We start from the raw sequence: 26,846 nt of genomic DNA, 5'->3' as shown, positions 1-26,846 counted from the left end.
CCATTATAAGCGTTGTGAACATAATAAGAATGACGATAGATGCTGCTATATCAGCATCTTATTAACTACTAAGAGGTATTTATGAGTTTTTTATCAATGCATAATAAATCACTGCTCAACGCTTCTAATAATACGAAACGCAGTTCATCTAAGTTTTTATCTGCCTTAATCACAGGTATCAGTATTTCTACCATTGGAGCCTTGAGTATGACCGCACCCACACTTGCCAGCGCAAAGACTGTTCAGCCATCAACTGCCAACTATAGTTTTACCGTTGAAGACAAATACAAAGGAACCGCGACTCGTACGTTAAACAAGTCCGGCAATACTTGGAAATACAACGTTAAGGCTCGCGTCGCCGGGGTAGCTAGTGCCTCGCAAAACAGTACGTTTACCCTCAATGGTAATAATGTCATTCCAACCCAAGCCAGCACCACTTATAAGCTATTAGGATTGGGTCGTACCCACAAACTAGACTTTAACCCAAATAGCAAAAAGGTGACCAGCAACTATAAAGGCAAGACCACAACGCTGAGTATGCCGCAGCAAGCCTTTGATGATTTGAGTCTTGAGGTGCAAATTCGTCAAGATCTGTTAAATGGTAAGTTCACTGGCAATTACTACATGGCAAAAAAAGACAAAATCGAAAAGACCCCATTTAAAAAATCTGGCAGCACCAAAATTACCGTTCCAGCGGGTACATTTGATACCGTGCGTGTCGACCGCATCCATGATGACGACAGTCGCTCTACCAGTTTTTGGTTGGCACCAAGTCTAGACTACTTACCCATCAAGGTTAGTCAGATCAATGATGGTAAGAAGATGGATTTGGAATTGACCAAGGTTAACTAATCCAAGTATGTAAACAGAAGCGTTGAAAAGTAATACTGCAATAAAAAAGCGGCGTCCTATTTGGAGCGCCGCTTTTTTATATCTTAAGATTAATGACTATTATTACAGCCTACTAATGAGAACGCGGTTTTTTAACAACATTATTCATCGACGGCAAGCGTTTTAGTAAAATAAACAACCAAACGTTGATGGCAAACAACAATACAAAATCAATCAGATATACCGCTATTTCCGCCCAGCTGCTGCCATACGCGCGCGTAAACAGCACCACGCCACTTGCGCCCAAATATACTAGAGTAAACATACTACCGACCAATAACGCATAAGGCGAGCGCCCGCGCACGATCCACGGCGTCAGTATAAAAGCTGGCAAAAGCCATAGTGCTTGCCAGGCGATACCGCCCACAATATCAGGGCGACTGGCATTAAACACATTGATCAAGATGGGCAACCCAAGCAGTCTATAAACCAGCCAAATCACCCAAGTGACCATCAAGCGCTGACGCATGGGCGTAATAGGTTTTTGCGGGGTGGCCGCGCGCCCAGACTCTACAGTTGGCGCATTGCTATGGGTGTCGCTATCAGAGCGGTTGGTAGCCATTATAGATACAGGTTTCCTCATTCACAGCAGCGGCAGTTGGGGGCTACTGACAGTATAGTAGAAGATAAAAGATAGTAGAAAACAAAAGCCATTTATCATTGCCAATTGGCCTGCGCCAATGCGCGAGCACTAATCGCCAAACGCCGACCTTGAGCGATACCGAGCTCGCGCTCATCATCAGAGACTGGCTGGTCATGTAATGCACCGCTTACATGACTGGCACCATAAGGTGTACCGCCGCGATGCGTCCGATTTAATGCAGGTTCAGCATACGGTACCCCAACGATGATCATACCGTGATGCATCAATGGTAACATCATCGTGAGCAATGTGGACTCTTGTCCACCATGCATAGAGCCTGTCGCTGTAAATACGGACGCTGGCTTATTTTGTAAGTTCCCTGCTAGCCACAGGGTGACGGTATTGTCCCAAAAATACTTCATGGGCGCGGCCATATTGCCAAAGTGCGTCGGGCTACCCAGTGCCAGACCGCTACAGTCTTTTAGATCATCCATCGTACAATACAAGTCACCTTCATCAGGTATCGCAGGCTTGCTCAATGTGGTTTCAGGTGCCACCGTCGGGACAGTACGAATACGTGCGGTCATGCCAGCATCTTCGATCCCTTGAGCGATGGCGTATGCTAATGTCTTTGTCGTGCCATAATTTGAATAATAAAGCACCAATACATAAGGGGCGGTCTGACTCATTAGCAAAGCTTCCTTATAAAATCGTTAATGTTATCTTTTATGGCAGACGCTATAGTCTAGTCTCATACTACCGAAATATAACCTATAACTGCATTGTAAAATATGCGCTCATTATGCCCGAGTCATTCACTGACATGCAAACCAGCTGACGACTATTTTACGACCACTTACTCCAGCCACGCCTACCTGATGCCTTATCAAATAGCCGCTGTGCATTTTGACACAATTAAACGGCAGATGATAACGACGCATCTTTGTTACACTATTGTCTCTCTACTTCCTGCTAAATGGTCACTATGGAAAACTTAAGCAAAAGACTCCCATTTTTACATCAACGCTGGTTCCAGTTTTTACGGTTTTTGACGCGGCACTTTTTTGAAGACAACTGCCAGCAAAAAGCCGCCTCCCTTACGTATACCACCATGCTGTCGATCGTGCCTGTATTGACCGTTTTGCTCATGATATTGTCCTCTGTACCGGCACTGGCATCCGTCAGAGCGCAGATATACGAGGTCATTTATAGCAACTTGTTACCCCAATCGAGCATGCAAGTCAGTGAGTATATCAATGACTTCGCCGAAAAATCATCGAACCTTACCATCATCGGCGCCATGGTGCTATTTTTTACCACCATCATGACCTTGACCACCATTGAGCGTGCCTTTAATCAAATCTGGCGGGTGGAGAGCCGCTCAGGTGGTATAAAGAGTCTGCTGCGCTATTGGACGATTGTGACCTTGGGGCCTATGGTGCTGGGTACGGCGTTTATCGCTTCAAGCACGGTACAAAGCTTGAGTTTTTTAAATCGCCAAATCGCAGGCTACGGGATCGATTGGGGGTTTTGGGTACAAGTGGTGTCGGTTGGTATCACCATGGCCGGCTTTATAGGGATGTATTGGTTTATTCCCAAAGCCCGTGTGCCCGCAAAAAATGCAGCCATCGCTGGGGTCTTTGTGACGATTATCTTTGAGCTGATGAAGCATCTGTTTGGCACAGTGATGGCAAACTTTACCAGCTATGAGGCCATTTACGGAGCCTTTGCCGCGCTTCCTATCTTTTTGTTATGGATATACCTGTCTTGGAATTTGATTTTGTTAGGCGTTGAGATCAGCTATACCTTAACCATTTTTGAAACAGAAGAGGTCTATCCTCGCCATCCCCTACTTAGCTTGCTGGACATGCTGAACTTGGTATATACCCATCATTTAAAAGGTGAGGCCGTCAGCGAACAAGCGCTGCGCAATGTGTTGGGCCGCAAAGAGCTACCCAAATGGTACACCTATATCAACTACCTCCAAGACAGCAACCTCATCACCATGACCGAAGATGAGGACTATGTACTCAAAAAAGACTTGAGCAAGATGACATTATGGGATTTTTATCGCACCTTGCCTTATCCATTGCCTATTAAGGATGAGCTTGATGAGATGAGGCTAGAAGACCAAAAACCTTGGCTCAGCTTACTGGTAGATCGTTTTGAGCACACAGAAGCCTATGCTAAGCAGCAGCTAGACTTGCCGTTGAACGTTATCTTTACCAACGCCGAACCGCGCAAAAACCCTGATGATAAAGGTACGAATAAAAACACCCAACACCCTTTATTTAAAAAACCTGAATTTAGAAAAACATCGCAAGCCGCTCCTAAAAGCTTAGCTCGACAGTCAACTGATACAACAGCGACCCCGCACTTTGATCCAGCCGCTTATGACAAGGACAGTAAGGTTGAATGTGATGCACATGATAATGAAATCATCATTCCTATAGACCCAAAAACGCCGCCGTCTCCACAAACCAGCAGATGGGGACACAAAAGCACAGTCATCACCGAAGCGGACAACCCTAAACACGGCTCTAGCAATAAAAATTAGTTTGCTAAAGTAGATAAAAGAAAGCTAATTGGAAACAAGAAAACAAATATAGTACAGTTTGTTAATATAGCTGTTATATTCCCAGCAACACATTTGTTGGGGTATTCTTTTGACACATAGCACAGCATTTCCATTAAAAACCATAAGTATCGGCATCATCTCTATAATGCTATCTGCATGCGGTGAAGGTAGTGATGATAATACACAGCCTGCACCATCTGATAAGCCGCCTGTAGTGGTTCCACCTGATACAAGTGAGCCACTGACACCTCTTGAGCCAAGCACGCCAATCAAACCTAGCGAACCATTAACGCCGCTGGAGCCAAGCACGCCAATCAAATATCCAGAACCACAAAAAGACCGTGCTGATTATTATCAATTAGGTTTCTTTGACTATGACGGTGCCGGTGAAACACGAGAGATCCGTTCTGATTTGACTGGCTCTTTTCAAGCCATGATTCAATTTGGGCAGAATCATACGGTAGATCCTCAAGGCAACGAAGCAAAAAACATGCCACGCCTAACTGCAGAAAAAGAGGCGTTATTACTGGTTACGCCTACGCTTGAGATGGGAGCACTCAATCAACTGGTTGCTGAGATTTATCAAGATGGTCTGTTATTACGCAGGGTCAATTTAGACGACCCGACCCAAACCCCACCATCTGACCAAAATAACAGCGATGATAGACCACGGGTCGCCTATAGTAAGCGCGCTTGGTCAACCAAACTCAACTGGGATGAAGTACAAAGCGGCCTTAAGATTCGCATTGTCGATGAACAAAATCGTAGCGGTGAATTACTAGAGAATAAAATAGACTTTGCGGCGCCAGGTGAGCTGGTCTTAACCAATATTCGTCTTGGTCTTTTGAGCCCAGTGACTGTAAACAACAATGGTCATTATATGTTGCTACAGCCAGAAAAGGCGGGCGCAGATTATTTCCAAACTATTCCAGCAGCAAAGATGACCATCGCCAAATACGATGACGTCGTGCTTGATCGGGTGATGGTAGCGAACGGTACTATTTATGATACGGCTTCAGGTAGCAGCTCAGATGGCAGCGTATACAGGGGTGATATGCGCGAAAACACAGGCAAATCAACCTTTGGCGTCGGTATTAACCTTGCCAACTGGGGCGTCACTAGCGCATCGATGTTAAGCCAAGAGCAGCCGCAGCTCACCCAAAATGTCAATGCACACCATGCCCGTGGCAAATACGCCAACGGTACATTTAACCACGGCTTGAGCGGTGGTAATGGCATGCTGACTTTGATTGACTCGGTCGGTAATGAGTTTAGTCATGAAATTGGCCATCATTATGGATTGGGGCATTATCCAGGTAAAGTTGGCGATAAAAAATTCTGGTCAGAGCACCATGCCGATAGTGGTTGGGGTTACATGCCCCTTAGAAATAGAATGCGGGGTAACTTTGAATGGTGGCGAAAAGATGTCGGTGCCGGTACTGAAGACTCACCTACTTTCTTAGGTCAATACGGCTATGGTCGTGACGCCATGTCTGGTGGCTCTAATAACAGTGACATATCGCGCTATACTCATTACACCGGCTATAGTACAAAAACCAAAATCCAGCCAGCATTTGATCGTTATATGTTTGCCAGTGACTCACCGACCGGCTATAAAAAATGGGATGCTGAGCGTCAAAGAATGCAGATCGCACAACCAAAAGTACCACGATCTAATAATGTTTGGTACAACAGCGCCGATGGCAACTATTTAAGACCGCGTTTGCAAGGCGTGCCTGTTTATACTATTTTAGGCGGTTATGACCCTGTCACCCAAAAGGGTATTATCTATCCAGCAGCGCGTGGTAACTGGGGTAACGTCTTTGATTTACCGGCGGCGAGTAGTTCAGCTGACGTCGCTAGCTGCTGGCTGACCGTTACTTACAGTAACAACATGGTCAATAACATTGCCCTTGCCCCTCATCGCATGAATGGCAATAGCAATGCCAATAAATTTCACGTCAATTTAGCGATTTCTGAAAACCCTAATAAAGTCGATTTGTATTGTAAAAAAGCCAACGAAGCACAGGTATTATTATCATCAACCGCTATTGGTCCCTATAGCGATACCATTAAGCCAGCCGTTACCTTTGGTAAAGAGCATGGCTTTAGCGCCTTAAGAAAAATCGAATTACCACTATTAGCGCAGCAACTTATCGATCAATCGGCCAACCCGACTATCAATTTGGACGCCGAGGGTGAGCTGATATACCACTCTTATAAAGATGATCGTGATGCGCTCAGTCAAGCACTCAGCCCGCTTGCCTTTCAGGTACTCGAGCGTTATGAGCAGCAACAACAGACCATGCATCGCCTAAATCGTTGGGTCAATGTGTATCGCACTGATTTAGTCGAGGGCGGGCCGGAGGTCATCACTGCCTTTCATAAGTTTGTCAACGAATTAGAACTGCAAGATGATCAGCCTCTAGCAAATGTCAGCCCACTCATGAATGGTAACAACTGTCTTAAGGTTGAAACATTAGAAGATGGTAAGCTCAATACTTTTATCAGCGGACCAAGTGCTTGCACAGGAGATGACTCTGAGCAATGGATTCAAGACAGCAAAGGTCGTATCCACAATAAAATGGCACTAGATCAGTGCCTAATGCCGCAAGGTGGCAATGTCATTAACCTAGCCCCTTGTGATGATCAAGCAAGCTCGCAAGTTTGGCAAATGGATGTATCCGCCAACGCCATCAAGCAAGGCAATCAATGCTTTGACTTAGAAAATGGCTATATGAGTAATAATCGCGCTCGACTCATTCGCTATAGCTGTACAGGTGGCGGCAACCAAAGATGGACGATGCTTACGCAAAACTCGAGTTTGATATTATCTAGCGCTGGCAAAAATCTACCGCTGATAATAGAGAGTATGCAAAAACAAGCAGTGACGACAGACACCATGCAAATGCAGTTGGCAAGCACCAATAGTAATCATCAGCAACCCTCTACACTAGCAAAAGTAAGCAACGCGATAAGCACTTGGTTTTATAGTCTCATCAGCTAATTGAAAATACATAATAATGATAAAAATAAGCTCCTATGATAGGGGCTTATTTTTACTAAATTTTTCATCGTTATTATTTATATGATAAGGTAATAAATAGTCAAAAGATTACTCCAGCGTTACGCTTAAATTTATCACCATTTTATTTTGAACCGGCTATAGGGCGTAGACGCAGCAAGCAAGGACAATGAATCCCTGTAGGACGATACCTGTTTTAAAATAGATTCACTATATACGATCTCGTCAGTCATTTTTGGAGCGCGAACATTGGACAAACACCCTGAAAATGGCTTTTTTAAGCGACTACTCTTATTTTCAGTGCAGAGAATGAAGGCGTTTTCGCAGCTTTGGTCGTTACAGACATTGGCTGACCTGCCCGATCGTTTAAGAAACTTGTGGCAGGAGTTGATCGGCTCTTATTGGTTTATTCCAACTGCTTGCGTCATCGCCGGCATCTTACTGGCGCCGGTATTGGTGACGATAGATCAGCACTTTGACCGCGAGACCGTTCGAGAGATCTCTTTTGCGTTTACAGGTGATGATGATGCGGCACGCGCTATCATGACCGCTATTGCTGGTGCGGTGTTGGGCGTGGCTGGTACGACGTTCTCAATTACGATTGCCGTGCTGTCAATGGCCTCCTCTCAGTTTGGCCCACGGCTATTACGCAACTTTTTGACAGACACTCCGAACCAGTTTGTACTCGGCGCCTTTATCGGCACCTTTAGTTACAGCCTGCTTGTCTTAAAATCCATTCACAAGTATGACGTGTCTTATGGTGTGCCACAATTAGCCGTAACCTTTGCCATTATCATGGCTATTATCTGTGCGCTGTTGCTGGTGTATTTTGTACAGCATATGGTACATGCCATTCAAGCGTCTCACGTCATCCAAAATGCCAGCAACGATGCGATTAATAATATTTATTATTGGTACAGCGATCGATGCGACGTCCAGCATCAACGTGATGCTGAACATCATGATGTCGAGCAGTTTCATAGCTGGCCTGCCATGCCTATCTATTCACCAAGCTCAGGCTATCTACAGCAAATCTATTTTGAGTCATTGATTGCGCTGTCACAAGACTACGGCGGTGTGGTACAGATGCATGTCAATCTTGGTCAATACATTACTGACAAAAATGTCATGGGATATTTTTACCAACGTCCAGCAGATCATCCAAACAATCAACAAAAAACAGCAACACCGCATCTAGCTACGATACCGCGGTCACCTGATGGGATGTTTTGGCAGCGCTTTACCGGCTGCGTGCGAATAGAACAACGTCTGGCACATTCTGATGACATTGCCTATAGCTTGGGGCAAATGACTGAAATTGCGGTGCGCGCCCTCTCACCTGGTATCAATGACCCAAAAACAGCCGTCAACTGCGTACAGTCTTTGACAAGTTGCTTAAGTATTATGATGCGGCGCCAGCCCCCAAGTCCCTATCATTTTTATATACCAAAATCGGATAATAGCTCTGAAGATGAGGTAAAGCAAAAACGGCTGGCCATACTAGCCTTGGTCACTCACACCCCAAAAATATCGGATTTTATCAACGTATCACTTGGAGAGATTCGGCGCTATGCCGCAGCTGATGCCATGGTCCTAAAGGCGCTGTGTCAAGCGATGGTCAATCTCAACTATGCTTGTATCAATCAAGCACAGCAGCAGACCTTGCTGCATGAGCTACAGCTAATTGAGCGCGCAGGAGAAGAAAACCTAAGCTACCAAGAGCTTATCGATGACCTAAGCGCGATGTGCCAGCAAGCCAAAGCCTTTATTATTGATAAAAACTCGCAGCACCAACACTTTCACTATGTCAGTGACTTTGCTGCCAGCATTCGCCAAAGTCTGTAGGCGCACACTAAATAATTTGTACTGATTACTTTTACTACTTATCACTCATAAGAGACCTGTTTTATGGCATCTGCAACCAGCCTGACCATACTTGAAATCAGCGCCATATTTTTATCGATTACGGCCTCACTGACCTATGTCAATCACCGCTTTATAGGCTTACCCACCACCATTGGCGTCATGGTGATTTCTATATTGCTATCTATTGGGGCCATCTTCTTAGGCTTTTTAGGGTTTGATCAACTGATTGATTACGAAGTCAGTCTGCTAGAGCAGCTAGATTTTACCGAGGTGCTATTGGACGGTATGCTCTCGATGTTGCTATTTGCAGGTGCCCTGCATGTCAATATTGGTGATTTGAGACGCTATAAACTGCCTATTGGCATCCTCGCTGGGCTTGGTACGATCGTATCCGCCATGCTCATTGCCACCGCTGTTTATTTTATGCTTCCCCTATTCGGCTTTGGTTTACCGTTTCTTTGGTGCCTACTTTTTGGCGCACTCATCTCCCCTACTGATCCCATTGCCGTCATGGGGATTCTTGCATCAGCAGGCGCGCCAAAAAGCATTGAGACTGTCATCGCTGGTGAGTCATTGTTCAATGATGGTATCGGTGTGGTGATTTTCGTGCTACTGCTGGGAATTTTATCCAGCGGTGATATTCCAACGATCAACTATGTGGCGCATACCTTGGCAGTCGAGGCGGGTGGCGGTGTCATCTTTGGATTGGTACTCGGGGCGATTTTGTACTATTTGCTAAAGAGCATCGATAGTTATCAAGAAGAAGTACTTTTGACATTAGCAGGCGTCATCGGCGGCTATGCGCTTGCCAGCCATTGGCATTTGTCAGGGCCGCTCGCTATGGTCATGATGGGACTGATGGTTGGTAACCGCGGGCGGGCGCTTGCGATGAGTGATCAGACGCGTCATTACATTGATCTGTTTTGGGAGCTGATTGATGAAATCTTAAATGCTATTTTATTCGTCCTTATCGGTCTAGAGGTGGTGATGATTGCGTATTCAGGCAATCTATTCATCGCAGGTGGCCTAACAATCGTGATTGCCTTAGTGGCTCGTTTTATCGTGGTTGGGATGACGACCAAGACCTTTCATCGCCAGCTTGATTTGCCCACTGGTGCATGGAAAGTACTAACATGGGGTGGATTGCGCGGCGGTATCTCAGTCGCTTTAGTATTACAGCTACCCATCGGTACCGAGCGCGATATTTTATTGGCACTCACTTATGCGGTAGTGATATTTTCTATCTTGGTACAGGGCCTCAGTGTTGGCAGAGTCGCCAAGAGCATTCGTAAGGATAAAGAAATAACAGAGTCATAAACCACAAATACAGCACGTATAAAAAGCCAGCCTGAGACATGATGTCTTAGGCTGGCTTTGGCTGGCTTTTTTGAGCAGTTTCAATGGTTATATCAAACCCTTTCTTTTCATATTACGATAAACCACGATAATAATAAGCAGATTAGAAACCAATATTCCCAGTTTAAACCAATCAAATGGACTGGTTATCAGATAATAAACCTCTATAGGAATAAAGACACCATAGCCCAGCACACCAAACCAATACGCCCATGTCTTATCGCGCCATAATCCATAGGCTTCTAGGAAGCGCAAACTGGCATAAGCAAATATCAACAATAAAAACACTGGCCAGTTTTTGCTGGCCTGTTGGGCAATACTTACTACACTGTCGATTTGCGGTGCAAGTAGGTGGCCAAAGGTATGGCGCCAAGAGCCAGTCGCGGTCGTCAGCCAATGCTCAAGATCGGTATGCCACGACCACAATGCACCTGCACCTAATAATGCCCCCACACCTTTGACGACTTCATAGATGGCCACTGCTTTGATAGACTCACTGGCTGTGCTGTGCGTTTTTTCTAGAGGGTCAATCATTTTCACCCCTTTTATCCTTCGAGGATAGCGGTAGACTATCATCCTGTCGGGGCAAATTAGCCAAAGAACGTCTCCACGACGCGGCCTTGCAACTGCTGATTAAAAAATGGTGTGTTTTTACCATTCGATAGCATAGATTGCGCAGTCACTTGCCACTCAAGATTCGGGTCAACCAATACCGCGCCGCCGATCGCTTCATACTGCTCATGAATACCCGCAATCTTTGCCGGATTAAGACAGATTTTATCAACCAGCTCTGAGAGTGTTAGTACCTCATCATTGACCAGCTGACAGGCCAGCGCCATAAAAGTATCAAAATTCGAGATACCTGGCGTACTCTCAGCAAATGGCGCTTTTTTCGCCGTACTGTTCAGTGGCTCGTGATGACTACAGATGGCATCGATAGTGCCATCTTTTAAGCCACGGCGGATTGCCTGCTGGTCGGTATTACTACGTAGCGGTGGCAAGACATATGCCTGAGCATTAAAGCCTTCAAGATTGTCATCAGTTAAATACAGCTGATGCATCGCAACATCACACGTAACAGGCAAGCCTTTATCTTTTGCCCAGCGCATGAGCTCAATCGAAGACTTGCAAGACAGCTGGCTGAAGTGAGCGGCTATCCCCGTCTCTTCAACCATTAACAGCTGCGTAGACAGTGCAACCGTTTCCGCAATCCAAGGAATCCCTTGTAAACCATGATAAGAGGCGATATAACCCTCATGCGCCACGCCATCTCCAGACAGACTTGGCTCATCAGGATAAAAGAATACTTTCATACCAAAAGTCGCCGCGTACTCTAGTGTTCTTAGCAATACTAAGTCATTGCGAAAAGGTCTACGCGCATTGGATACTGCGATACAGCCGCCCTTTTTAAGCCCTGCAATATTAGACGGTCGTTCGCCCTCTAACCCTGTGGTCAATGCGCCCAAAATATGCAAGTAAATACCGCCATCACTCAAGGCGCGCTCACGCAAGCCCTTTAAGAGTGAGCCATTTTCTAAAATAGGATTGGTGTCAGGTGGCGTCACTACATGCAAGAACCCGTTACCACGAGCTGCCCTACCTTCTGATTCCAGCGTACCGTGTTGCTGTTGGCCCGGCTCACGCAAGCGCGCGCATAGATCTACTAATGGTGGTAGTAACCACATCTCACGGCCAGAATCGAGTGTAGACAGTTTTTCTGTTACAGTTTGCGGCAATGCATCTTTAAATGCTTTTGGTAAATGGTCAAAGGTGGGTGCATCCGTATTAAGCATGGTAGACATAACGTTATTACCGTATCAATAAAATGAAATAAATGAGAATAAGTCGCGCGGCAAGCTGTTACTTGCCAGCCGCTTGATGAGCACGTTGACCTTCCATCGCAAGCGACAAGACCGCCATTCGTATGGCAATACCGTTATTTACCTGCTTTAAGATCACCGATTGCGCGCCATCAGCCACACTAGAGGCAATCTCAACACCGCGGTTCATTGGCCCTGGATGCATAACTAGCGCATCAGACTTAGCAAGCGCTACTCGCTCTGGCGTGATCCCATAATGCTTATAGTATTCACTTGACGATGCCAATAGCGGCGAACCGATACGCTCATTTTGTATTCTTAATCCCATAATCACATCACAATCAGTGACACACTCATCCATATTTTCATATACTTTTACGCCAAAACGCTCAATACCTTTCGGCAATAAAGTACGCGGCGCACACACACGGATATCTGTCACACCTAGGGTTTGCAAGGCGCTAATATCAGAACGGGCGACGCGTGAGTGCTTAATATCACCAACGATTGCGATAGACAGCTCTTCAAATGGACGCGGTGCCTCACGGTGAATGGTCAACATGTCGAGCATTCCCTGAGTAGGATGCGCATGCCAGCCATCCCCGCCATTGATGATAGCAATATCAGGAGTCACTTCTGTAGCCATAAAATGCGCGGCACCTGATGCTGAATGTCGAACTACAAAAATATCTGCGGTCATCGCCTGTAGATTCCACAAGGTATCGCGTAGACTCTCGCCTTTTTTGGTACTAGAGCGTTCGATATCGATATTGAGTACATTAGCACCCAAGCGTTTTTCTGCTACTTCAAAAGTCGTCCGGGTACGAGTCGATGGTTCAAAGAACAAATTCATGACCGTATAGCCATCTAACTCAGGACGATTGATGAGCTGCCCGTTTTCATCAAAGAAAGTCTCTGCTTTTGCGATAATAGCTTTGAGCTGTGCTTTATTAAGACCTTCAACACCCAAGAAATGCCTGATACTGCCATCGGTGTTGAGCTGCGGACGACTCAGTGAGGTATTGAGTCTTTGATGAATTGTATTGGGATCAAATTTTGCATAATCAGTCGGTGAGACTGGTTGTGTAGCGCTACTATCGAGAGAAATTGACATAATGACGAGTCTTTATTGTGGGTTTATATGAGTCTGTCGTAATCGCTTATTCATCTTTGTTCAATCATTTAGCACCGATAGGTACAGAGACGAGGACATTTTGACGCTTATTTGCTACAATTTACCGTAATCAAATTCGACCAAAACCGCCTCAGCAGACAATCAGAAAGCGTAAATAGACATGCTATATTCTCATAGAGAATAATTCTGACAAATCTATAAATGAATAACAATAGATATAGTGTAGCCGATTTTGTGGTCAGGACAAAGATACCGTATAAGCTATTTAAAAATTCACCCATTTAAGGTGTGCCAAATGCCGCCTATGACCTGACTCTAAGACCATCCATTTTTTACTTTCCATACCCTCTATTAGGAAGCTTTATGACGACCTTAGCAGATTATCTAAACCAACATGCCTCTAGTTCTGCACTCAACGACGTAATTACCACGGTCACTAATGTTGGTAAAACCATCTCACAACTACTTAGAAAAGGTGCTCTGGCAGATATTTTAGGCGAGGCTGGCAATCAAAACGTCCAAGGCGAAGATCAGAAAAAACTAGACGTACTGGCCAATGACTTACTGCTAGATGCATTGGCAAAGAATACCCATTGTGCCGGCGTTGCATCAGAAGAGCTTGATGATGCCACCCCTGCTAATGACGATGGTAGCCTACTGGTGTTATTTGACCCATTAGATGGCTCATCAAATATTGATATTAATATGGCAGTAGGTACGATTTTTTCTGTTCTACCGTATGAGCGCCAAGGTCAAACCAGTGAAAACAGCGACTATCTACAGGCAGGTAACAAACAGCTAGCAGCAGGTTATCTGTTATATGGTACTTCAACCGTCCTTGCGCTGACCATAGCAGACAATGTTGTCATGTTTAGCCTCGATCCAGAGACTGAAGACTACATATTGATAGAAGACCATGTCCAAATCGATGCCGATACGAGCGAATATGCTATCAATAGCTCAAATTATCGCTACTGGCGCGCACCGATGCAACAGTACATCGATGAGTTAATCGCTGGCGAGACAGGCGTACGTGGGCGCGATTTCAATACGCGCTGGGTCGCCGCTATGGTTGGTGACGTCCATCGCATCTTATGCCGTGGCGGTCTGTTCACTTATCCTTTTGACACCAAATATGCTCATAAAGCAGGCAAGCTGCGTTTGATGTATGAAGCCAACCCAATGAGCTTATTGATTGAACGCGCGGGTGGCGGTGCAACAGACGCTGTCAATCGTATCTTAGATATCGAACCGACTGATATCCATCAGCGTGTACCTGTGGTGCTCGGTAGCAAAAACGAAGTCAATTACGTGAAAGACTTACACGTCAATTATTCTGAAAAATAATTGATTGACGCACTTGTTAAGAACAGCCAGCAGAATGCTAAATTAATCATAGATATTTTGCTGGCTATCTAAACGACTCCTTTACTCTTCTCTAAGCGATCCACTATGGTATTAAATCCCACCGAGCTGATTACCTCAGATAAGAACACAACCGTGAAGCTTGTAAAAGCCCTATTGGCACAAGCACGCCAGCGTAAAAAGAACGGTCAGACAGTCATAGAAGGCGTCCATTTGATAGATGCTGCACTGCGTAGTGACTATCCTTTCGCCCAGATACTACTGTCTGAATCAGCGCGTAGTCATCCTGAAGTTCAACAAATACTCACTCGTCTGCCGACTTATACGCCTATTCTTATTTTATCCAATTCACTGTACGAGAGTATTCGTAGCTTAGGTACTGGTATCGATATCATGGCTATCATCAACGTACCAACGCCTAACTTATCAATGATTGATGAGGACTGCTTAGTCTTGAATGATGTACAAGACAGCGGGAATGTTGGTACGCTACTGCGCACAGCAGCAGCGGTTGGTATTCGCAACATCTTATGTACCAGTGCTACCGCGCAAGCTTGGTCTCCCAAGACGCTACGAGCAGGCATGGGTGCACAGTTTGCGCTGACTATTTATGAAGGCTTGAGTACGCAAGATATTTTAGATCACGTACAAGTGCCACTGTTGGCGACCAGCTCACATACCGATACTTTGATTTATGATCACAATCTATCGGCACCTGTCGCTTGGATTATGGGTCATGAAGGTCAAGGCGTTTGTGACGAGCTAATGCAATGTGCCACGCCGATAGCCTTACCGCAGCCAAATGGGCAAGAGAGTCTTAACGTGGCGATTGCTGGGGCTTTGTGCCTGTATGAAACCTTGCGCCAAAGACAGTACTCTTAGCGTCCACTTATAACTATAATTAAAATCTTCTCTATCAAGCAATAAAAAAACCCACTACCGATTGATAGTGGGTTTTTGTTATCTGTCTACTACTAATATAGTCAACGAAGTCTAAAACGGATACAAGGCAGCCGACTGCAGATTGTACAAGTAGTACCTCTAAGGAGGATAACGCCGTAGCCGTTTAGTAACTCTGTGACTATACATTAAACCTTGCTAGTAAGCTCAGGTAGCGCTTCAAATAGATCTGCTTCTAGGAAGTAGTCAGCAACGCTAGCGATAGGGGCTTCTGGGTCATTATTGATAGCAACGATGACTTTAGAATCTTTCATACCAGCCAAATGCTGAATCGCGCCTGAGATACCAGCGGCGATATATAGCTGCGGTGCAACGATTTTACCCGTTTGACCGACCTGCATATCGTTTGGTACATAGCCTGCATCAACAGCCGCACGTGACGCACCAACAGCTGCGCCTAGTTTGTCAGCCAATGGCTCAATGTATTTGGTGAAGTTTTCACCATTTGCCAAGGCACGACCACCAGAAACCACGATACCAGCTGAGGTCAATTCTGGACGATCAGACTTAGCCATTTCTTCGTTCACAAAGCTAGCTTTACCAGTTTCTTGTACGTTATCGATAGTTTCAACAGTCGCTGAACCACCTTCGCTTGCTACTGGGTCAAATGCAGTCGTACGTACGGTTAGTACGACTTTGTCTTCTGTCGTTTTTACGGTTGCCGTTGCATTACCAGCATAGATAGGACGCTCAAACGTTTGCGCATCTACCACACCTGAGATTTCAGACAGCATGCTGACGTCAAGTAACGCTGCAACGCGTGGCATAAAGTTTTTACCAGTCGTGGTCGCAGCTGCTAGGATATGGCTGTAATCACCAGCCACATCAGCAACCAATAGTGCCACATTGCCCGCCAGTTGATGCTCATAGGCTGCATTGTCAGCTAATAGTACTTTCGTCACGCCTTCTGCTTTTGCTGCTTCATCAGCGACTGCTTGAGCACCACTACCTGCCACTAATACATGGATGTCATCACCGATTTGCTTAGCAGCAGCGATGGTGTTCAAAGTTGCCTTTTTTAGACTGGCATTGTCATGTTCTGCATATACCAAAATTGCCATGGTTTTAATCCTTTATTTATTCGTATTATCTATTCATGCGGTTGTTTGTGTACAAAGCCCTTTGAGCAACTATCGTTTAATATAAATAAAGCAGTCAAATTCTTAGCTTTGTACAGGATATGCCGTAACGAAGTATCTAATCATTAAATGACTTTTGCTTCGTTTCTTAGCTTATCAACCAACTCATCAACTGACCCTACTGTAATACCAGCTTTGCGTTCAGCAGGTGGCACGACTTTAATAATCTCTTGCTTAGACGTCATATCGACACCGAAATCTGCTGGCGTTTTCTCATCAAGTGGTTTTTTCTTCGCTTTCATAATGTTAGGCAATTTTGCATAACGTGGCTCATTCAAACGTAGATCAGTTGTGATGACTGCTGGCAAATCAAGGGCAACTGTTTGTAGACCGCCATCGATTTCACGCGTTACGTTGACTTTGTCGCCTTCAACCTTCACTTCTGAGGCAAACGTACCCTGACCGATACCCATCAATGCCGCTAGCATCTGACCCGTTTGGTTGTTATCGTCATCAATCGCTTGTTTACCCAACAAGATAATATCTGTGCTTTCTGTTTCAGCGATATTTTTTAGAATCTTGGCAACTTGTAGTGGATACGGTTTTTCGTCACTCACGACTAAAATACCACGATCAGCACCCAATGCTAGGGCTGCACGAATTTGCTCTTGTGACTCTTTTGGACCGATAGACGCGACGATGATTTCATCAATGACGCCAGCTTCTTTTAGACGAACGGCTTCTTCTACTGCGATTTCGTCAAAAGGGTTAATCGACATTTTGGTGTTTGATAGATCAACGCCAGAGTTATCGGCTTTTACACGTACTTTTACGTTATAATCAATGACACGCTTGACCGCTACTAATGCTTTCATACGTTCCTCGTTTATTAATGTTATGAATTAAAAAATATCAGTTAAGAACCAAATTTTCGTTGTGGTTCAAATCGTCGTTCAAAATACTACTCAAGGTTATTACTATATCAACAGATGTATAACTAATTAAGAAAAATACGCCAATATTCGAAATTATATTAGCATTGCACTTCTTACGGATAAAATCTGCTAAAGCTAAGCCAACCGTTCTTATCAGACCTATGTATCTTGCGTCAGCCTGCAGATAAGGTCAAGACAACGCCGTGAATAATGCGTCATAAATTTGTCACTATTCTATAATAAATAGTTTATAAACACGTGATCTGGTGATTTTCCTTTGATAATAGCCTTAAGAGCCCTCCTCTTTATAGCACTCTCAATGGTATGTTTATTTAATATTTTGTTATTATTTATTTCCTAAGGTTCAACTGATAGTAGTCTCGAAGAACCCAACAGCTATATGTCGCTGTCTTTGCTAGAGCTCATTAACAACTCACTGTCACGTATGTCATCAAACAACGCCCAGTCAGGAGTTACATCATTGTTTTTGATGACGCTCATGTCTCCTGTCGTCTCCATAATGACCGCAAATATTTCAGTTTTGGCTTTGATGCCATTTTTGCGCAGCACTTCTTGAACATCGCTAGTCGTAAGATTTGCTTCTTTTAAGTTGTCTGAGAAGTATTCGCCATGTGCCATGAGTATGATGGCACGATTGTCTATCAGCGCTTTTAGTGGCTTTACCTTGCGTCTGATGACTGAAATGACGCCTTGAATCAAAAACAATACCGCAACCGCAAACAGTCCTTGCAGTAACGATGGTTTATCCGCCAATACAGTCGATGCCAATATACTACCAATACCAACTGTCATGGCAAAATCATGGCTTGATAGTTTGGAAAAGCTGCGCAGACCCATCAATCGGGTACAGAGCATCAAACCCATATAGAAGCCCACCGCAGATAAAGAAATACCTAGTGCTTGTTGCCAGTCAATTGAAAACCAAGTTTCCCATTTCATAATAGAACCTTATTTACTCTTGAGTCAGTACCTATTATGAACTGATGATTATTAAGAAAATCAATCAAACGCTACTTCAGATAAAATGATATAAAAAAAGCAACCTGATAAGAGGTTGCCTTTTTTTAAAGTCGATACAATACTTTTATTGTTTTTATAAACAAAAATTTTATGCATATCGTCACTCTAACTGTCATCGAGCGTACTAAACATCAGTGTGCCCAAACAGCAAAGAGATTATAGTGCTTCGATTTGCTCAGCTTGTGGACCTTTTTTGCCCTCACCTAAGATGAACGACACTTTTTGGCCTTCGGCTAGCGTTTTGAAACCGTTACCTTGGATAGCGCTGTAGTGAGCGAATACGTCTTGTCCGCCGTTGTCTTGAGCGATAAAACCAAAACCTTTAGCTTCATTAAACCACTTTACAGTGCCTTCAACTTTATCTGACATAAATTTTCCTGACTCTTTAACTGTTGGCGAGACTTGTGTCATCACCGATTAATTGATATATACCCATGCATCTTTTGCTGAACGCTACGGTTCAAAATTGCAAATAATCTAAGAGAAAACCTGAATTTTTTACCTCAAATACTTTGAGTACAATCTGATTATAACAGTTTTCTATACAGGTAACAGTCTAAATTGATGATTTTTGTAAATAAATTCCAGCTATTAGAACCTATCAAAATAGCTAGCATTTTTGCCGTTATCATATTGATATTGAATAAATTTCTAACATATGAATATTAGGCTATAATTACGAAGCCATCATTAAATACGACAAGAAAGACCCTTATAGGCCAAAAACTCATTCATTGCCTATTGCAATATCGGTAACCATGGTGAACTTAATACAAGCAAACATAGCCCAAAAAATATCAACGAAAACGACTGACTATAAGCAATATATTTGGCCGGTATGACCAAGTCCTTAGGAGAATCAGGGATACCTTTGCGCTTTAGTAGTCGCGTACCGTAGACCCAACCAAAGGTCGTGTAAATGCCATAAGCGGCAGGTACAGCAATCGCGAGCGGTGCCAAATCAATCACGTATAGGACAACTACAGAGATAAAGAACCAGATGGTGTCTAAGATTGAACTGATTTGGAAAAACTTAGATTTGGGCAGTTTACCATCGGTTTTCTTAAGCATTTCTCCTTCTATCCAAATTAAAACTGCTACGACAGCGCTAAGAGTAATATACACGAATTGCGGCGTTAGCCAGTCTGGATAAGATATTTGCACAACATACAACCTGTAATCTATAGAAAATATGAATGAGGACTCATCTACTTTGATCAATCAAAGATAAGCAAGCACAGTAAAAGCCCACTGGCTAATGTGAAGATGCCTGCCTATATTGGGCAGTTTTTACTGGTTTTCAACCAACACATATAGCGGTGTAACCATATGCTAAAAGTAGGATATAAAAAACCCCGTGCTATCAGGTGATAACACGGGTTACTTAATAAACTACCAAATACTCTATTTAAGTAGTATCGAATTAGTTTTTGTCTTTATCGATGATTTTGTTGCCACCAATCCAAGGCATCATAGCGCGCAATTTGGCACCTGTGGTTTCGATCTCATGCGCTGCATTGTTACGACGACGAGCTGTCATTGATGGATAGTTGGTTGCACCTTCAGAGATGAACATTTTTGCGTATTCACCAGACTGGATGCGTTTTAGCGCGTTACGCATGGCTTCACGTGACTGCTCATTGATAACTTCAGGACCAGTCACATATTCGCCGTATTCAGCGTTGTTACTGATTGAATAGTTCATGTCAGCGATACCGCCTTCATACATTAAGTCGACGATAAGCTTGAGCTCATGTAAACACTCAAAGTAAGCCATTTCTGGCGCGTAGCCTGCTTCAGTAAGGGTTTCAAAGCCCATTTTTACCAATTCAACCGCGCCGCCACAAAGAACCGCTTGCTCACCGAATAGATCGGTTTCAGTCTCATCTTTAAATGTGGTTTCGATGATGCCTGAACGACCACCACCAACGCCAGCAGCGTAAGATAATGCTAATTGCTTAGCTTGACCTGAAGCATCTTGGTAGATGGCGATTAAGTCAGGAATACCGCCACCTTTGGTGAACTCTGAACGTACGGTGTGACCTGGTGCTTTTGGTGCTACCATGATCACGTCAAGATCGCCACGTGGCACTACTTGGTTATAATGGATAGCAAAACCGTGGGCAAATGCAAGGGTCGCGCCTTCTTTGATGTTTGGCTCGATGACGTCGTTATAAAGCTCTTTTTGGAACTCATCAGGCGTCAAAATCATGATAACGTCAGCAGCTTTTACCGCTTCTTCGACTTCAGCAACTTTTAGGCCCGCATTTTCAGCTTTTTTCCATGAGCCTGAGTTGGCACGTAGACCAACCGTTACATCAACGTCTGAGTCTTGTAGGTTAAGCGCGTGCGCATGGCCTTGTGAACCATAACCGATAATGGCCACTTTTTTACCTTGGATAATTGATAGATCACAATCTTTGTCATAAAAAACGTTCATAAATAGAGTCCTTGTCCTCAATCATGGCTTACCATGGATAGTAGACGCTTATACTGTAATCAAGATAGTGATTAAGATAAGCGCTTTGTTGATTTAGATAAATAGTTCTTCAATAAAATAGGATATTTGGGCATTAAGTCTAGGTGCTAAGGGTTTTCTCACCGCGGGCAATACCAATCACACCCGAGCGAACCACTTCCATAATACGGTCACGTCCAAGCACATCGATAAAACCATCAAGCTTGGCTTTGTCACCAACGATTTGAATCGTATATAAGTTGGCATTCACATCGACAATCTGCGCACGGAAGATATCTGCACTGCGTTTTACTTCTTCGCGTATGCTACCAGTTGCTCTTACTTTGATCAGCATCAATTCACGCTCAACGTGTACATTCTCCGTCAGATTATGCACTTTAACCACTTCAATCAATTTATGCAATTGTTTGGTGATTTGTTCAATTCTTTCTGGTGAGGTAATGGTCGTTAAGGTCAAGCGTGAAATGCTTGGGTCATCAGTAGGCGCGACGTTGAGCGTTTCGATATTGTAGCCACGTTGTGAGAACAAACCGACTAGACGCGACAACGAACCCGCTTCGTTTTCCATCAATACCGAAATCAGATGTTGTTGTTGCATTAGGTACGCTCCCCTTTTGTTAACCACATATCACGCATGGCTTGTCCAGCGATTTGCATCGGATATACATGCTCATTACGATCGACATAAACATCGATAAATACCAACTTGTCCTTCATGGCCATCGCTTCAGCCAACTGCTCTTCCATCGTTGCAGGGTCAGTAATCTTGATACCGACATGACCATAGCTTTCAGCCAATTTGACAAAATCTGGCAAGGAGTTCATATAAGACTGTGCATGGCGACCTTCATACAGCATGTCCTGCCACTGCTTCACCATACCTAGCTGTGCGTTATTTAAATTTAGAATTTTAACTGGCAAGTCATACTGCAAGCAGGTTGATAGCTCTTGGATATTCATCTGAATAGAGCCTTCGCCTGTGATACACACCACATCACGCTCAGGGTTGGCAAGCTTGGCTGCCATGGCATACGGCAAGCCAACACCCATCGTACCTAGGCCGCCTGAGTTCAGCCATTGGCGAGGCTCATTATAAGTATAGTAAAGGGCTGCAAACATCTGATGCTGACCGACGTCACTTGTGATAATAGCGTTACTGTTAGTCACTTTATCTAGAGCTTGTACGACACTTTGTGGCTTAATGCCATTATCTGTGCTGGTGTCATAACGCAAACCATGGCGCTTACGCCACTCATTAATTTGTGACCACCAATCGAGCAATGCGTGTTGCTCTAATTGCTTATCTTCTCCAACGATCTCTAGCATGTCAGTTAAGACAGATTTTACATCGCCAACGATAGGAATATGCGCAAGGATGGTCTTTGAAATCGACGCAGGATCGATATCGATATGGATAATCGTCGCGTTCGGACAGAATTTTTTAACATTATTGGTGACGCGATCATCGAAACGCGCACCCACTGCCAAAATAACATCGGCATGATGCATAGTCATGTTGGCTTCATAAGTACCATGCATACCAAGCATACCTAGGAACTGACGATCAGAGCCAGGAAATGCACCAAGACCCATTAGTGTATTGGTCACTGGTAAATTAAGACGGTGAGCCAGATCAGTCAACTCTTCGTGAGCATTGCTCCAAATAACGCCGCCACCTGCATATACGACAGGACGCTGGGCAGATAGTAGTGTCTCGACCGCTTTTTTGATCTGACCACTATGGCCTTTGAGCGAAGGTTGGTATGAGCGTATAAATACCTCTTCTGGATATTTATAGGCAAACTTTTCACTAGGAGCAGTCATGTCTTTTGGCACATCAATAACGACAGGACCTGGTCGGCCAGACTGTGCAATGTGAAATGCCTTTTTGACAATCATCGGAATTTCGCTAGCATGGCGCACCTGAAAACTATGCTTAACGATCGGACGCGATACCCCCACCATATCCGTTTCTTGGAAAGCATCTTCACCGATTAGACTACTTGGCACCTGACCTGAAATCACGACCATCGGTACTGAATCCATAAAGGCGGTCGCAATAGCAGTAACCGTATTGGTGGCACCAGGCCCTGAGGTTGCCAATACAACCCCCGTCTCACCAGTGACTCGTGAATAAGCATCTGCCATGTGTCCTGCCGCCTGCTCATGACGCACTAAGATGTGCTCAATGGCTTCTTGCTGAAATAGCGCATCATAGATGTGCAGAACGGCACCGCCTGGATAACCAAAGACATATTTGACACCTTCGTCTGTCAGCGCTTGTACCAGCATTTCAGCGCCCGATAGCATCACAGGCTGTGAGCTGCCTTCTGCAAGACGTTGTTGTTTTTCTTCAAAATTTTTGGCGGCATTACCCGTTTGGGTATGTCCCGTCATATTCGGACTTTGCGTGGTTTGCGTCACTGTCATCACCTTTTTTTGCGGCGAGGATTTGCGGTATTCTATGATAAAAGATAACCCCATATAGGTATTACTTCAAAACTCATAAAATGATCGCTAATCCTTGTCCATATCAAGAATATTTGCCTATCATATTTAAGTAACGTTGTTTTTTAAGACAGCAAATTACTCAAACACAGCAATGTATTTAAGGTCAGTTTTGTGATGGATGTTTATCGATATACAGTGACAAGATGCGGGCGCACCTATAAAAGAAGCTTATTATTGAGTGTTTCTATAAATAAGTACTGATAATAAATTCATGAGTGCAAAGACGTACAGATAACAGGATATTTATACCCAAATACTATGCATAAGTTACTAAAACTTATAACAGAGGCTTTGGCGCACTTTATAACCAGTACTGTATCGTATTTTGCACAATTGCCAGAATTACATTTAGCACAGTTCAAATAATAAGTTTATCTTAGTCATTGTAGACAGATAAGTCCGGAGACAATGTATAGTTATGAGTAGCCAATGCTACGTGTGCTATATCATCATCACAAAGAAAATAACACTGCATAAACTACCGATAAGTAGCTCGTAGTGATCATTTTCAAGTGCCACGGCAATATCATAAAAGCCGTTCACTGACCAATCAACTTCTATTATATTCGATTGTTTGTCTGTTATTGTCAAGAAAAACTTCTAAAGCCTATCCCAAACTATTAGTTATTAAATAATATACATTGATAAGTATTATTTGCTAAAATTGGAAGTCGATACATTAGTGCTGCCAATAAAGTGCTCAAATGTTATATTTACCCTTATACAAATTTGCTTTTATAAAACAAGAGGATTGCTGTCATGGCATATGCGTCTAAAATAGCGACTGCTGCTAAATGGCTAACGAGTACCGCCTGTATGCTAATGCTGTCCATGAATGCCAGTCAGGCTATTCAAGTTTACAAATCCATTGGCGCACATGGCGAAGTTAAATATAGTCAGCACGCGCCGCAAAATGGTAAAAACGTTGAGTTGATTGAATTTCGTAGTGACGGTAGACAAAATAACGCCGGGCAAATGGCTGGCAAAACAGACCCCAGCCAAAGCAATAATACTCAAACGGCAGAAGAACAGCGCGTAGCCGCACTTGAAGCGCGTATCAAAGAACAAGAAGCTCAAGCCAATGCTCAGCGCTGCCAATCGCTACGTAACAATTTAACGAATCTAAATGTTGGCGGCCGTATCTATGAGATGGATGCAAATGGCAAGCGTCAATATCTAGATGGGCGTGAAATTGAGCTAAAACGTGAGCGTGTACAGCAGGCGATCGACCAGTATTGTAGTGGCTCTACAACCTAGTCGACCCAATAGTGAGGGTTAGTCGACCATCACTAGCTGCATAACATGGCGAATGGCTGCTGGCATATCTTGCGCTTGTAGCCCTCGTTGTCCAATCAATAGCTTATTGTCACGATGATATTCATTACCTTGATTAACCAGTGTGTCCCCTGAAAATCCATGAATAAGTACCGCCTGAGGTAAACTGTACGACTCTGCTGCTAAGTCTTGTTGTGCTAATAATCCAGCAATCACTCCAGATAGAATATCGCCCATGCCAGCAGTTGCCATACCAGCATTGCCCGCATCACAGACATATACTCGCGCTCGTCCTGATTTTTGCTCCAAAACTAGCGACCCTGCTCCCTTTAATACCCAGTCACCACCATAAACTGCAGCGCATTGTTTTATGGCTCGCAATCTATCACTTTCTACCTCGCTTATTTTTTGATCGAGCAATCTAGCCGCTTCGCCGCTATGCGGTGTCAAGCAAACTCGATGATTGATGCTATGTTCGCGAAGCTCTGTTACCAGTTCATGGCTATCCATTTGCAGCGAGGCCAAATGATAAAGACCATCTGCATCGATCACTATTGATTTTTCATGAGCTATCGCAGTCTGTATGTAGTCGATAAACAGCGCCTTTGCTTTTTCGTCACGGCCCAATCCCATGCCAATCGCGATAACACTGGCTTGTTCAATCAATGCCTTTAACCCATCTGCATCATGCAAATCAATTGTCATCGCATCTGGCAGTGACGTTAATAATGCACCATGAAAAGCCTCATGACAGGCAACGGTTATTTTACCAGCGCCAGTTGCCATGGTGCTTGAGGCAGACAGTATCGCAGCACCGCCCATCCCTTGAGAGCCATCAACGCGATTTCCACCAATGATTAGCGCATGACCGTAGCTACCTTTGTAACTGTTTTGGCGGCGCGGCTTCATACTATGTGCAGCCGTCAGCAGTATGGCAACAGGTTCAAATGCTTCAATAGTATTTTGCTTGGTATTTTTATCAGATATTTTGTGAGGTCTAGCTGTTTGATAAGGTATTAACGGTATATCGATTATGTTTCCGCTATAATCCGTACCATCTTTGGTGTGCAAACCAAATTTGCGCGCAATCAGGCATAAGGTGACATCAGCTTGTACTGCTATACGATCAAATACCGCACCAGTAGACGCCACCAATCCACTTGGAATATCGACGGCGACTGCTAGTGCGTTTTGTTGCTGAGTAGTACGATTAAAAGCGCTAATAGCCTCTTTATAAATACCTTCTGGTGCACGATCTAGCCCAATCCCAAACAGTGCGTCAATATAAATTTCAGCTAATAAAGCAATTTTCTCTGACTCATTGTGACTGCTATGAATCTCTTCGAAGCGTTGATAATGACAGTTGGCAGATAGCGCTATTTGAAGAGCCTTTGTTGCGTCAGTTATATTGCTACTGTCGCTGTCTTTGCTGTTAGAAGTGACTGATTTATCATCAATAACGAAATCGTTTTTATCAAAACCAACAGCAATGACCTCTACTTGCCAGCCAGCTTGTTGCAGATAGTGAGCAATGAGCCAACCGTCCCCGCCATTATTACCCTTGCCTACCCAGACACTTACTCGGCGCAAACGCTCCGTACGATGATAAACGTTGGTATTAGCAGAATGATTAGCATTGAGACATTTTTGTTCATAAAGCAATTCTATCTGCTGTGCCATTTGCCAAGCTGCTTGCTGCATTAAGCCAAAACTATCGTATCCTTGAGCAAACCACGCTTGCTCCATGGCATAAATTTGCTCACTACTATAAAGCGCAATAGGTTTTGTATTTTTTATAGGTGATAAACTGGTAAAATTTTTCATGTATTATCCTCGGCCATGTTTTTCTGATATTTTTATAGTGTTGAAAGTCTAGTTTCTAAACTTTGGTATCAGCTTAGCAAAAGCTCATGTCTACTTATGTATCAATATGAATGTGAGTTTATT

The 26,846-nt window shown here is 44.0% G+C and carries 22 protein-coding genes; 8 read left to right on the top strand and 14 right to left on the bottom strand.

Features of this window, described 5'->3' with window-relative positions; translation table 11 throughout:
• Positions 1–96 precede the first annotated feature (96 nt).
• The gene (locus tag AC58CZ_RS12525) at positions 97–852 is read left to right on the top strand and encodes a DUF3108 domain-containing protein (RefSeq protein WP_494224675.1); all 756 of its coding nucleotides are present in this window, start codon (positions 97–99) and stop codon (positions 850–852) included.
• 112 nt (positions 853–964) lie between these two features.
• Here the strand turns inward: AC58CZ_RS12525 and AC58CZ_RS12520 are convergent, their stop codons facing one another.
• Together AC58CZ_RS12520 and wrbA are read right to left on the bottom strand one after the other, a co-directional pair.
• A complete protein-coding gene (locus AC58CZ_RS12520) occupies positions 965–1,453 on the bottom strand; it encodes a hypothetical protein (protein WP_494224610.1) in 489 nt (162 codons plus the stop codon).
• 95 nt (positions 1,454–1,548) lie between these two features.
• Positions 1,549–2,163, bottom strand: a complete 615-nt coding sequence (gene wrbA, locus AC58CZ_RS12515) for an NAD(P)H:quinone oxidoreductase (RefSeq protein ID WP_494224611.1) — start codon at positions 2,161–2,163, stop codon at positions 1,549–1,551.
• A gap of 296 nt (positions 2,164–2,459) precedes the next feature.
• On the opposite strand from wrbA, the gene AC58CZ_RS12510 reads away from it, so the two are divergent.
• The 4 genes from AC58CZ_RS12510 to AC58CZ_RS12495 all read left to right on the top strand — a co-directional run bounded on the left by AC58CZ_RS12510 (position 2,460) and on the right by AC58CZ_RS12495 (position 10,260).
• Positions 2,460–4,031 carry a YihY family inner membrane protein gene (locus AC58CZ_RS12510; protein ID WP_494224612.1) on the top strand — a complete coding sequence of 524 codons (1,572 nt, stop codon included), beginning with the start codon at positions 2,460–2,462 and terminating at the stop codon, positions 4,029–4,031.
• Positions 4,032–4,197: 166 nt separating this feature from the next.
• Positions 4,198–7,059, top strand: a complete 2,862-nt coding sequence (locus AC58CZ_RS12505; RefSeq protein WP_494224676.1) for a M66 family metalloprotease — start codon at positions 4,198–4,200, stop codon at positions 7,057–7,059.
• Positions 7,060–7,386: 327 nt separating this feature from the next.
• Positions 7,387–8,922 (top strand): DUF2254 family protein, encoded by a 1,536-nt coding sequence (locus AC58CZ_RS12500; RefSeq protein WP_494224613.1) that lies wholly within the window; start codon positions 7,387–7,389, stop codon positions 8,920–8,922.
• A gap of 63 nt (positions 8,923–8,985) precedes the next feature.
• A complete protein-coding gene (locus AC58CZ_RS12495; RefSeq protein WP_494224614.1) occupies positions 8,986–10,260 on the top strand; it encodes a cation:proton antiporter domain-containing protein in 1,275 nt (424 codons plus the stop codon).
• A gap of 87 nt (positions 10,261–10,347) precedes the next feature.
• Here the strand turns inward: AC58CZ_RS12495 and AC58CZ_RS12490 are convergent, their stop codons facing one another.
• From AC58CZ_RS12490 to AC58CZ_RS12480, 3 genes are read right to left on the bottom strand one after another with little or no spacing between them, the layout of a single operon-like run.
• Positions 10,348–10,833 carry a DUF2127 domain-containing protein gene (locus AC58CZ_RS12490; RefSeq protein ID WP_227517148.1) on the bottom strand — a complete coding sequence of 162 codons (486 nt, stop codon included), beginning with the start codon at positions 10,831–10,833 and terminating at the stop codon, positions 10,348–10,350.
• A 56-nt stretch (positions 10,834–10,889) separates the two neighbouring features.
• The gene (locus AC58CZ_RS12485; RefSeq protein WP_494224615.1) at positions 10,890–12,101 is read right to left on the bottom strand and encodes a dihydroorotase; all 1,212 of its coding nucleotides are present in this window, start codon (positions 12,099–12,101) and stop codon (positions 10,890–10,892) included.
• Between the two features lie 58 nt (positions 12,102–12,159).
• Positions 12,160–13,233 carry an aspartate carbamoyltransferase catalytic subunit gene (locus AC58CZ_RS12480; RefSeq protein ID WP_494224616.1) on the bottom strand — a complete coding sequence of 358 codons (1,074 nt, stop codon included), beginning with the start codon at positions 13,231–13,233 and terminating at the stop codon, positions 12,160–12,162.
• A gap of 384 nt (positions 13,234–13,617) precedes the next feature.
• On the opposite strand from AC58CZ_RS12480, the gene AC58CZ_RS12475 reads away from it, so the two are divergent.
• The gene (locus tag AC58CZ_RS12475; RefSeq protein ID WP_494224617.1) at positions 13,618–14,601 is read left to right on the top strand and encodes a class 1 fructose-bisphosphatase; all 984 of its coding nucleotides are present in this window, start codon (positions 13,618–13,620) and stop codon (positions 14,599–14,601) included.
• Between the two features lie 105 nt (positions 14,602–14,706).
• Positions 14,707–15,501, top strand: a complete 795-nt coding sequence (locus tag AC58CZ_RS12470; protein WP_494224618.1) for a TrmH family RNA methyltransferase — start codon at positions 14,707–14,709, stop codon at positions 15,499–15,501.
• A gap of 206 nt (positions 15,502–15,707) precedes the next feature.
• Here AC58CZ_RS12470 and AC58CZ_RS12465 read toward each other — a convergent pair whose 3' ends face one another.
• From AC58CZ_RS12465 to AC58CZ_RS12430, 8 genes are all read right to left on the bottom strand, one after another.
• The gene (locus tag AC58CZ_RS12465; RefSeq protein ID WP_058025379.1) at positions 15,708–16,640 is read right to left on the bottom strand and encodes an electron transfer flavoprotein subunit alpha/FixB family protein; all 933 of its coding nucleotides are present in this window, start codon (positions 16,638–16,640) and stop codon (positions 15,708–15,710) included.
• A 143-nt stretch (positions 16,641–16,783) separates the two neighbouring features.
• Positions 16,784–17,533 (bottom strand): electron transfer flavoprotein subunit beta/FixA family protein, encoded by a 750-nt coding sequence (locus AC58CZ_RS12460; RefSeq protein ID WP_201608079.1) that lies wholly within the window; start codon positions 17,531–17,533, stop codon positions 16,784–16,786.
• A 456-nt stretch (positions 17,534–17,989) separates the two neighbouring features.
• Positions 17,990–18,553, bottom strand: a complete 564-nt coding sequence (locus AC58CZ_RS12455) for a YetF domain-containing protein (protein WP_494224619.1) — start codon at positions 18,551–18,553, stop codon at positions 17,990–17,992.
• Between the two features lie 237 nt (positions 18,554–18,790).
• Positions 18,791–19,003, bottom strand: coding sequence for a cold-shock protein (locus AC58CZ_RS12450; RefSeq protein ID WP_058025376.1), 213 nt, complete (start codon positions 19,001–19,003; stop codon positions 18,791–18,793).
• 369 nt (positions 19,004–19,372) lie between these two features.
• Positions 19,373–19,705 carry a hypothetical protein gene (locus tag AC58CZ_RS12445; RefSeq protein WP_227517147.1) on the bottom strand — a complete coding sequence of 111 codons (333 nt, stop codon included), beginning with the start codon at positions 19,703–19,705 and terminating at the stop codon, positions 19,373–19,375.
• A gap of 352 nt (positions 19,706–20,057) precedes the next feature.
• On the bottom strand, positions 20,058–21,074 hold the full coding sequence (gene ilvC, locus AC58CZ_RS12440; RefSeq protein WP_075106944.1) for a ketol-acid reductoisomerase: 1,017 nt from the start codon (positions 21,072–21,074) through the stop codon (positions 20,058–20,060).
• Positions 21,075–21,213: 139 nt separating this feature from the next.
• Positions 21,214–21,711: an acetolactate synthase small subunit gene (ilvN, locus tag AC58CZ_RS12435; protein WP_494224620.1), complete on the bottom strand. Its 498-nt coding sequence runs from the start codon at positions 21,709–21,711 to the stop codon at positions 21,214–21,216.
• A complete protein-coding gene (locus tag AC58CZ_RS12430) occupies positions 21,711–23,543 on the bottom strand; it encodes an acetolactate synthase 3 large subunit (RefSeq protein ID WP_494224677.1) in 1,833 nt (610 codons plus the stop codon). Before AC58CZ_RS12430 ends, ilvN begins: the two co-directional genes overlap by 1 nt.
• A gap of 840 nt (positions 23,544–24,383) precedes the next feature.
• Here AC58CZ_RS12430 and AC58CZ_RS12425 point away from each other — a divergent pair.
• Positions 24,384–24,881, top strand: coding sequence for a DUF4124 domain-containing protein (locus AC58CZ_RS12425; protein ID WP_494224621.1), 498 nt, complete (start codon positions 24,384–24,386; stop codon positions 24,879–24,881).
• Between the two features lie 18 nt (positions 24,882–24,899).
• Here AC58CZ_RS12425 and AC58CZ_RS12420 read toward each other — a convergent pair whose 3' ends face one another.
• A complete protein-coding gene (locus AC58CZ_RS12420) occupies positions 24,900–26,723 on the bottom strand; it encodes an NAD(P)H-hydrate dehydratase (RefSeq protein WP_494224622.1) in 1,824 nt (607 codons plus the stop codon).
• Positions 26,724–26,846: the final 123 nt, after the last annotated feature.

This window comes from Psychrobacter sp. CR212, assembly GCF_059693765.1.
This window is presented reverse-complemented; position numbering and strand designations above follow the sequence as displayed.

What these genes read in the sequence shown, in the direction of transcription:
- AC58CZ_RS12525 (WP_494224675.1), top strand. Translation starts at nt 97, where the DNA reads ATGCATAATAAATCACTGCTCAACGCTTCTAATAATACGAAACGCAGT.
- AC58CZ_RS12520 (WP_494224610.1), bottom strand. Translation starts at nt 1,453, where the DNA reads ATGGCTACCAACCGCTCTGATAGCGACACCCATAGCAATGCGCCAACT.
- wrbA (WP_494224611.1), bottom strand. Translation starts at nt 2,163, where the DNA reads ATGAGTCAGACCGCCCCTTATGTATTGGTGCTTTATTATTCAAATTAT.
- AC58CZ_RS12510 (WP_494224612.1), top strand. Translation starts at nt 2,460, where the DNA reads ATGGAAAACTTAAGCAAAAGACTCCCATTTTTACATCAACGCTGGTTC.
- AC58CZ_RS12505 (WP_494224676.1), top strand. Translation starts at nt 4,198, where the DNA reads ATGCTATCTGCATGCGGTGAAGGTAGTGATGATAATACACAGCCTGCA.
- AC58CZ_RS12500 (WP_494224613.1), top strand. Translation starts at nt 7,387, where the DNA reads ATGAAGGCGTTTTCGCAGCTTTGGTCGTTACAGACATTGGCTGACCTG.
- AC58CZ_RS12495 (WP_494224614.1), top strand. Translation starts at nt 8,986, where the DNA reads ATGGCATCTGCAACCAGCCTGACCATACTTGAAATCAGCGCCATATTT.
- AC58CZ_RS12490 (WP_227517148.1), bottom strand. Translation starts at nt 10,833, where the DNA reads ATGATTGACCCTCTAGAAAAAACGCACAGCACAGCCAGTGAGTCTATC.
- AC58CZ_RS12485 (WP_494224615.1), bottom strand. Translation starts at nt 12,101, where the DNA reads ATGTCTACCATGCTTAATACGGATGCACCCACCTTTGACCATTTACCA.
- AC58CZ_RS12480 (WP_494224616.1), bottom strand. Translation starts at nt 13,233, where the DNA reads ATGTCAATTTCTCTCGATAGTAGCGCTACACAACCAGTCTCACCGACT.
- AC58CZ_RS12475 (WP_494224617.1), top strand. Translation starts at nt 13,618, where the DNA reads ATGACGACCTTAGCAGATTATCTAAACCAACATGCCTCTAGTTCTGCA.
- AC58CZ_RS12470 (WP_494224618.1), top strand. Translation starts at nt 14,707, where the DNA reads ATGGTATTAAATCCCACCGAGCTGATTACCTCAGATAAGAACACAACC.
- AC58CZ_RS12465 (WP_058025379.1), bottom strand. Translation starts at nt 16,640, where the DNA reads ATGGCAATTTTGGTATATGCAGAACATGACAATGCCAGTCTAAAAAAG.
- AC58CZ_RS12460 (WP_201608079.1), bottom strand. Translation starts at nt 17,533, where the DNA reads ATGAAAGCATTAGTAGCGGTCAAGCGTGTCATTGATTATAACGTAAAA.
- AC58CZ_RS12455 (WP_494224619.1), bottom strand. Translation starts at nt 18,553, where the DNA reads ATGAAATGGGAAACTTGGTTTTCAATTGACTGGCAACAAGCACTAGGT.
- AC58CZ_RS12450 (WP_058025376.1), bottom strand. Translation starts at nt 19,003, where the DNA reads ATGTCAGATAAAGTTGAAGGCACTGTAAAGTGGTTTAATGAAGCTAAA.
- AC58CZ_RS12445 (WP_227517147.1), bottom strand. Translation starts at nt 19,705, where the DNA reads ATGCTTAAGAAAACCGATGGTAAACTGCCCAAATCTAAGTTTTTCCAA.
- ilvC (WP_075106944.1), bottom strand. Translation starts at nt 21,074, where the DNA reads ATGAACGTTTTTTATGACAAAGATTGTGATCTATCAATTATCCAAGGT.
- ilvN (WP_494224620.1), bottom strand. Translation starts at nt 21,711, where the DNA reads ATGCAACAACAACATCTGATTTCGGTATTGATGGAAAACGAAGCGGGT.
- AC58CZ_RS12430 (WP_494224677.1), bottom strand. Translation starts at nt 23,543, where the DNA reads ATGACAGTGACGCAAACCACGCAAAGTCCGAATATGACGGGACATACC.
- AC58CZ_RS12425 (WP_494224621.1), top strand. Translation starts at nt 24,384, where the DNA reads ATGGCATATGCGTCTAAAATAGCGACTGCTGCTAAATGGCTAACGAGT.
- AC58CZ_RS12420 (WP_494224622.1), bottom strand. Translation starts at nt 26,723, where the DNA reads ATGAAAAATTTTACCAGTTTATCACCTATAAAAAATACAAAACCTATT.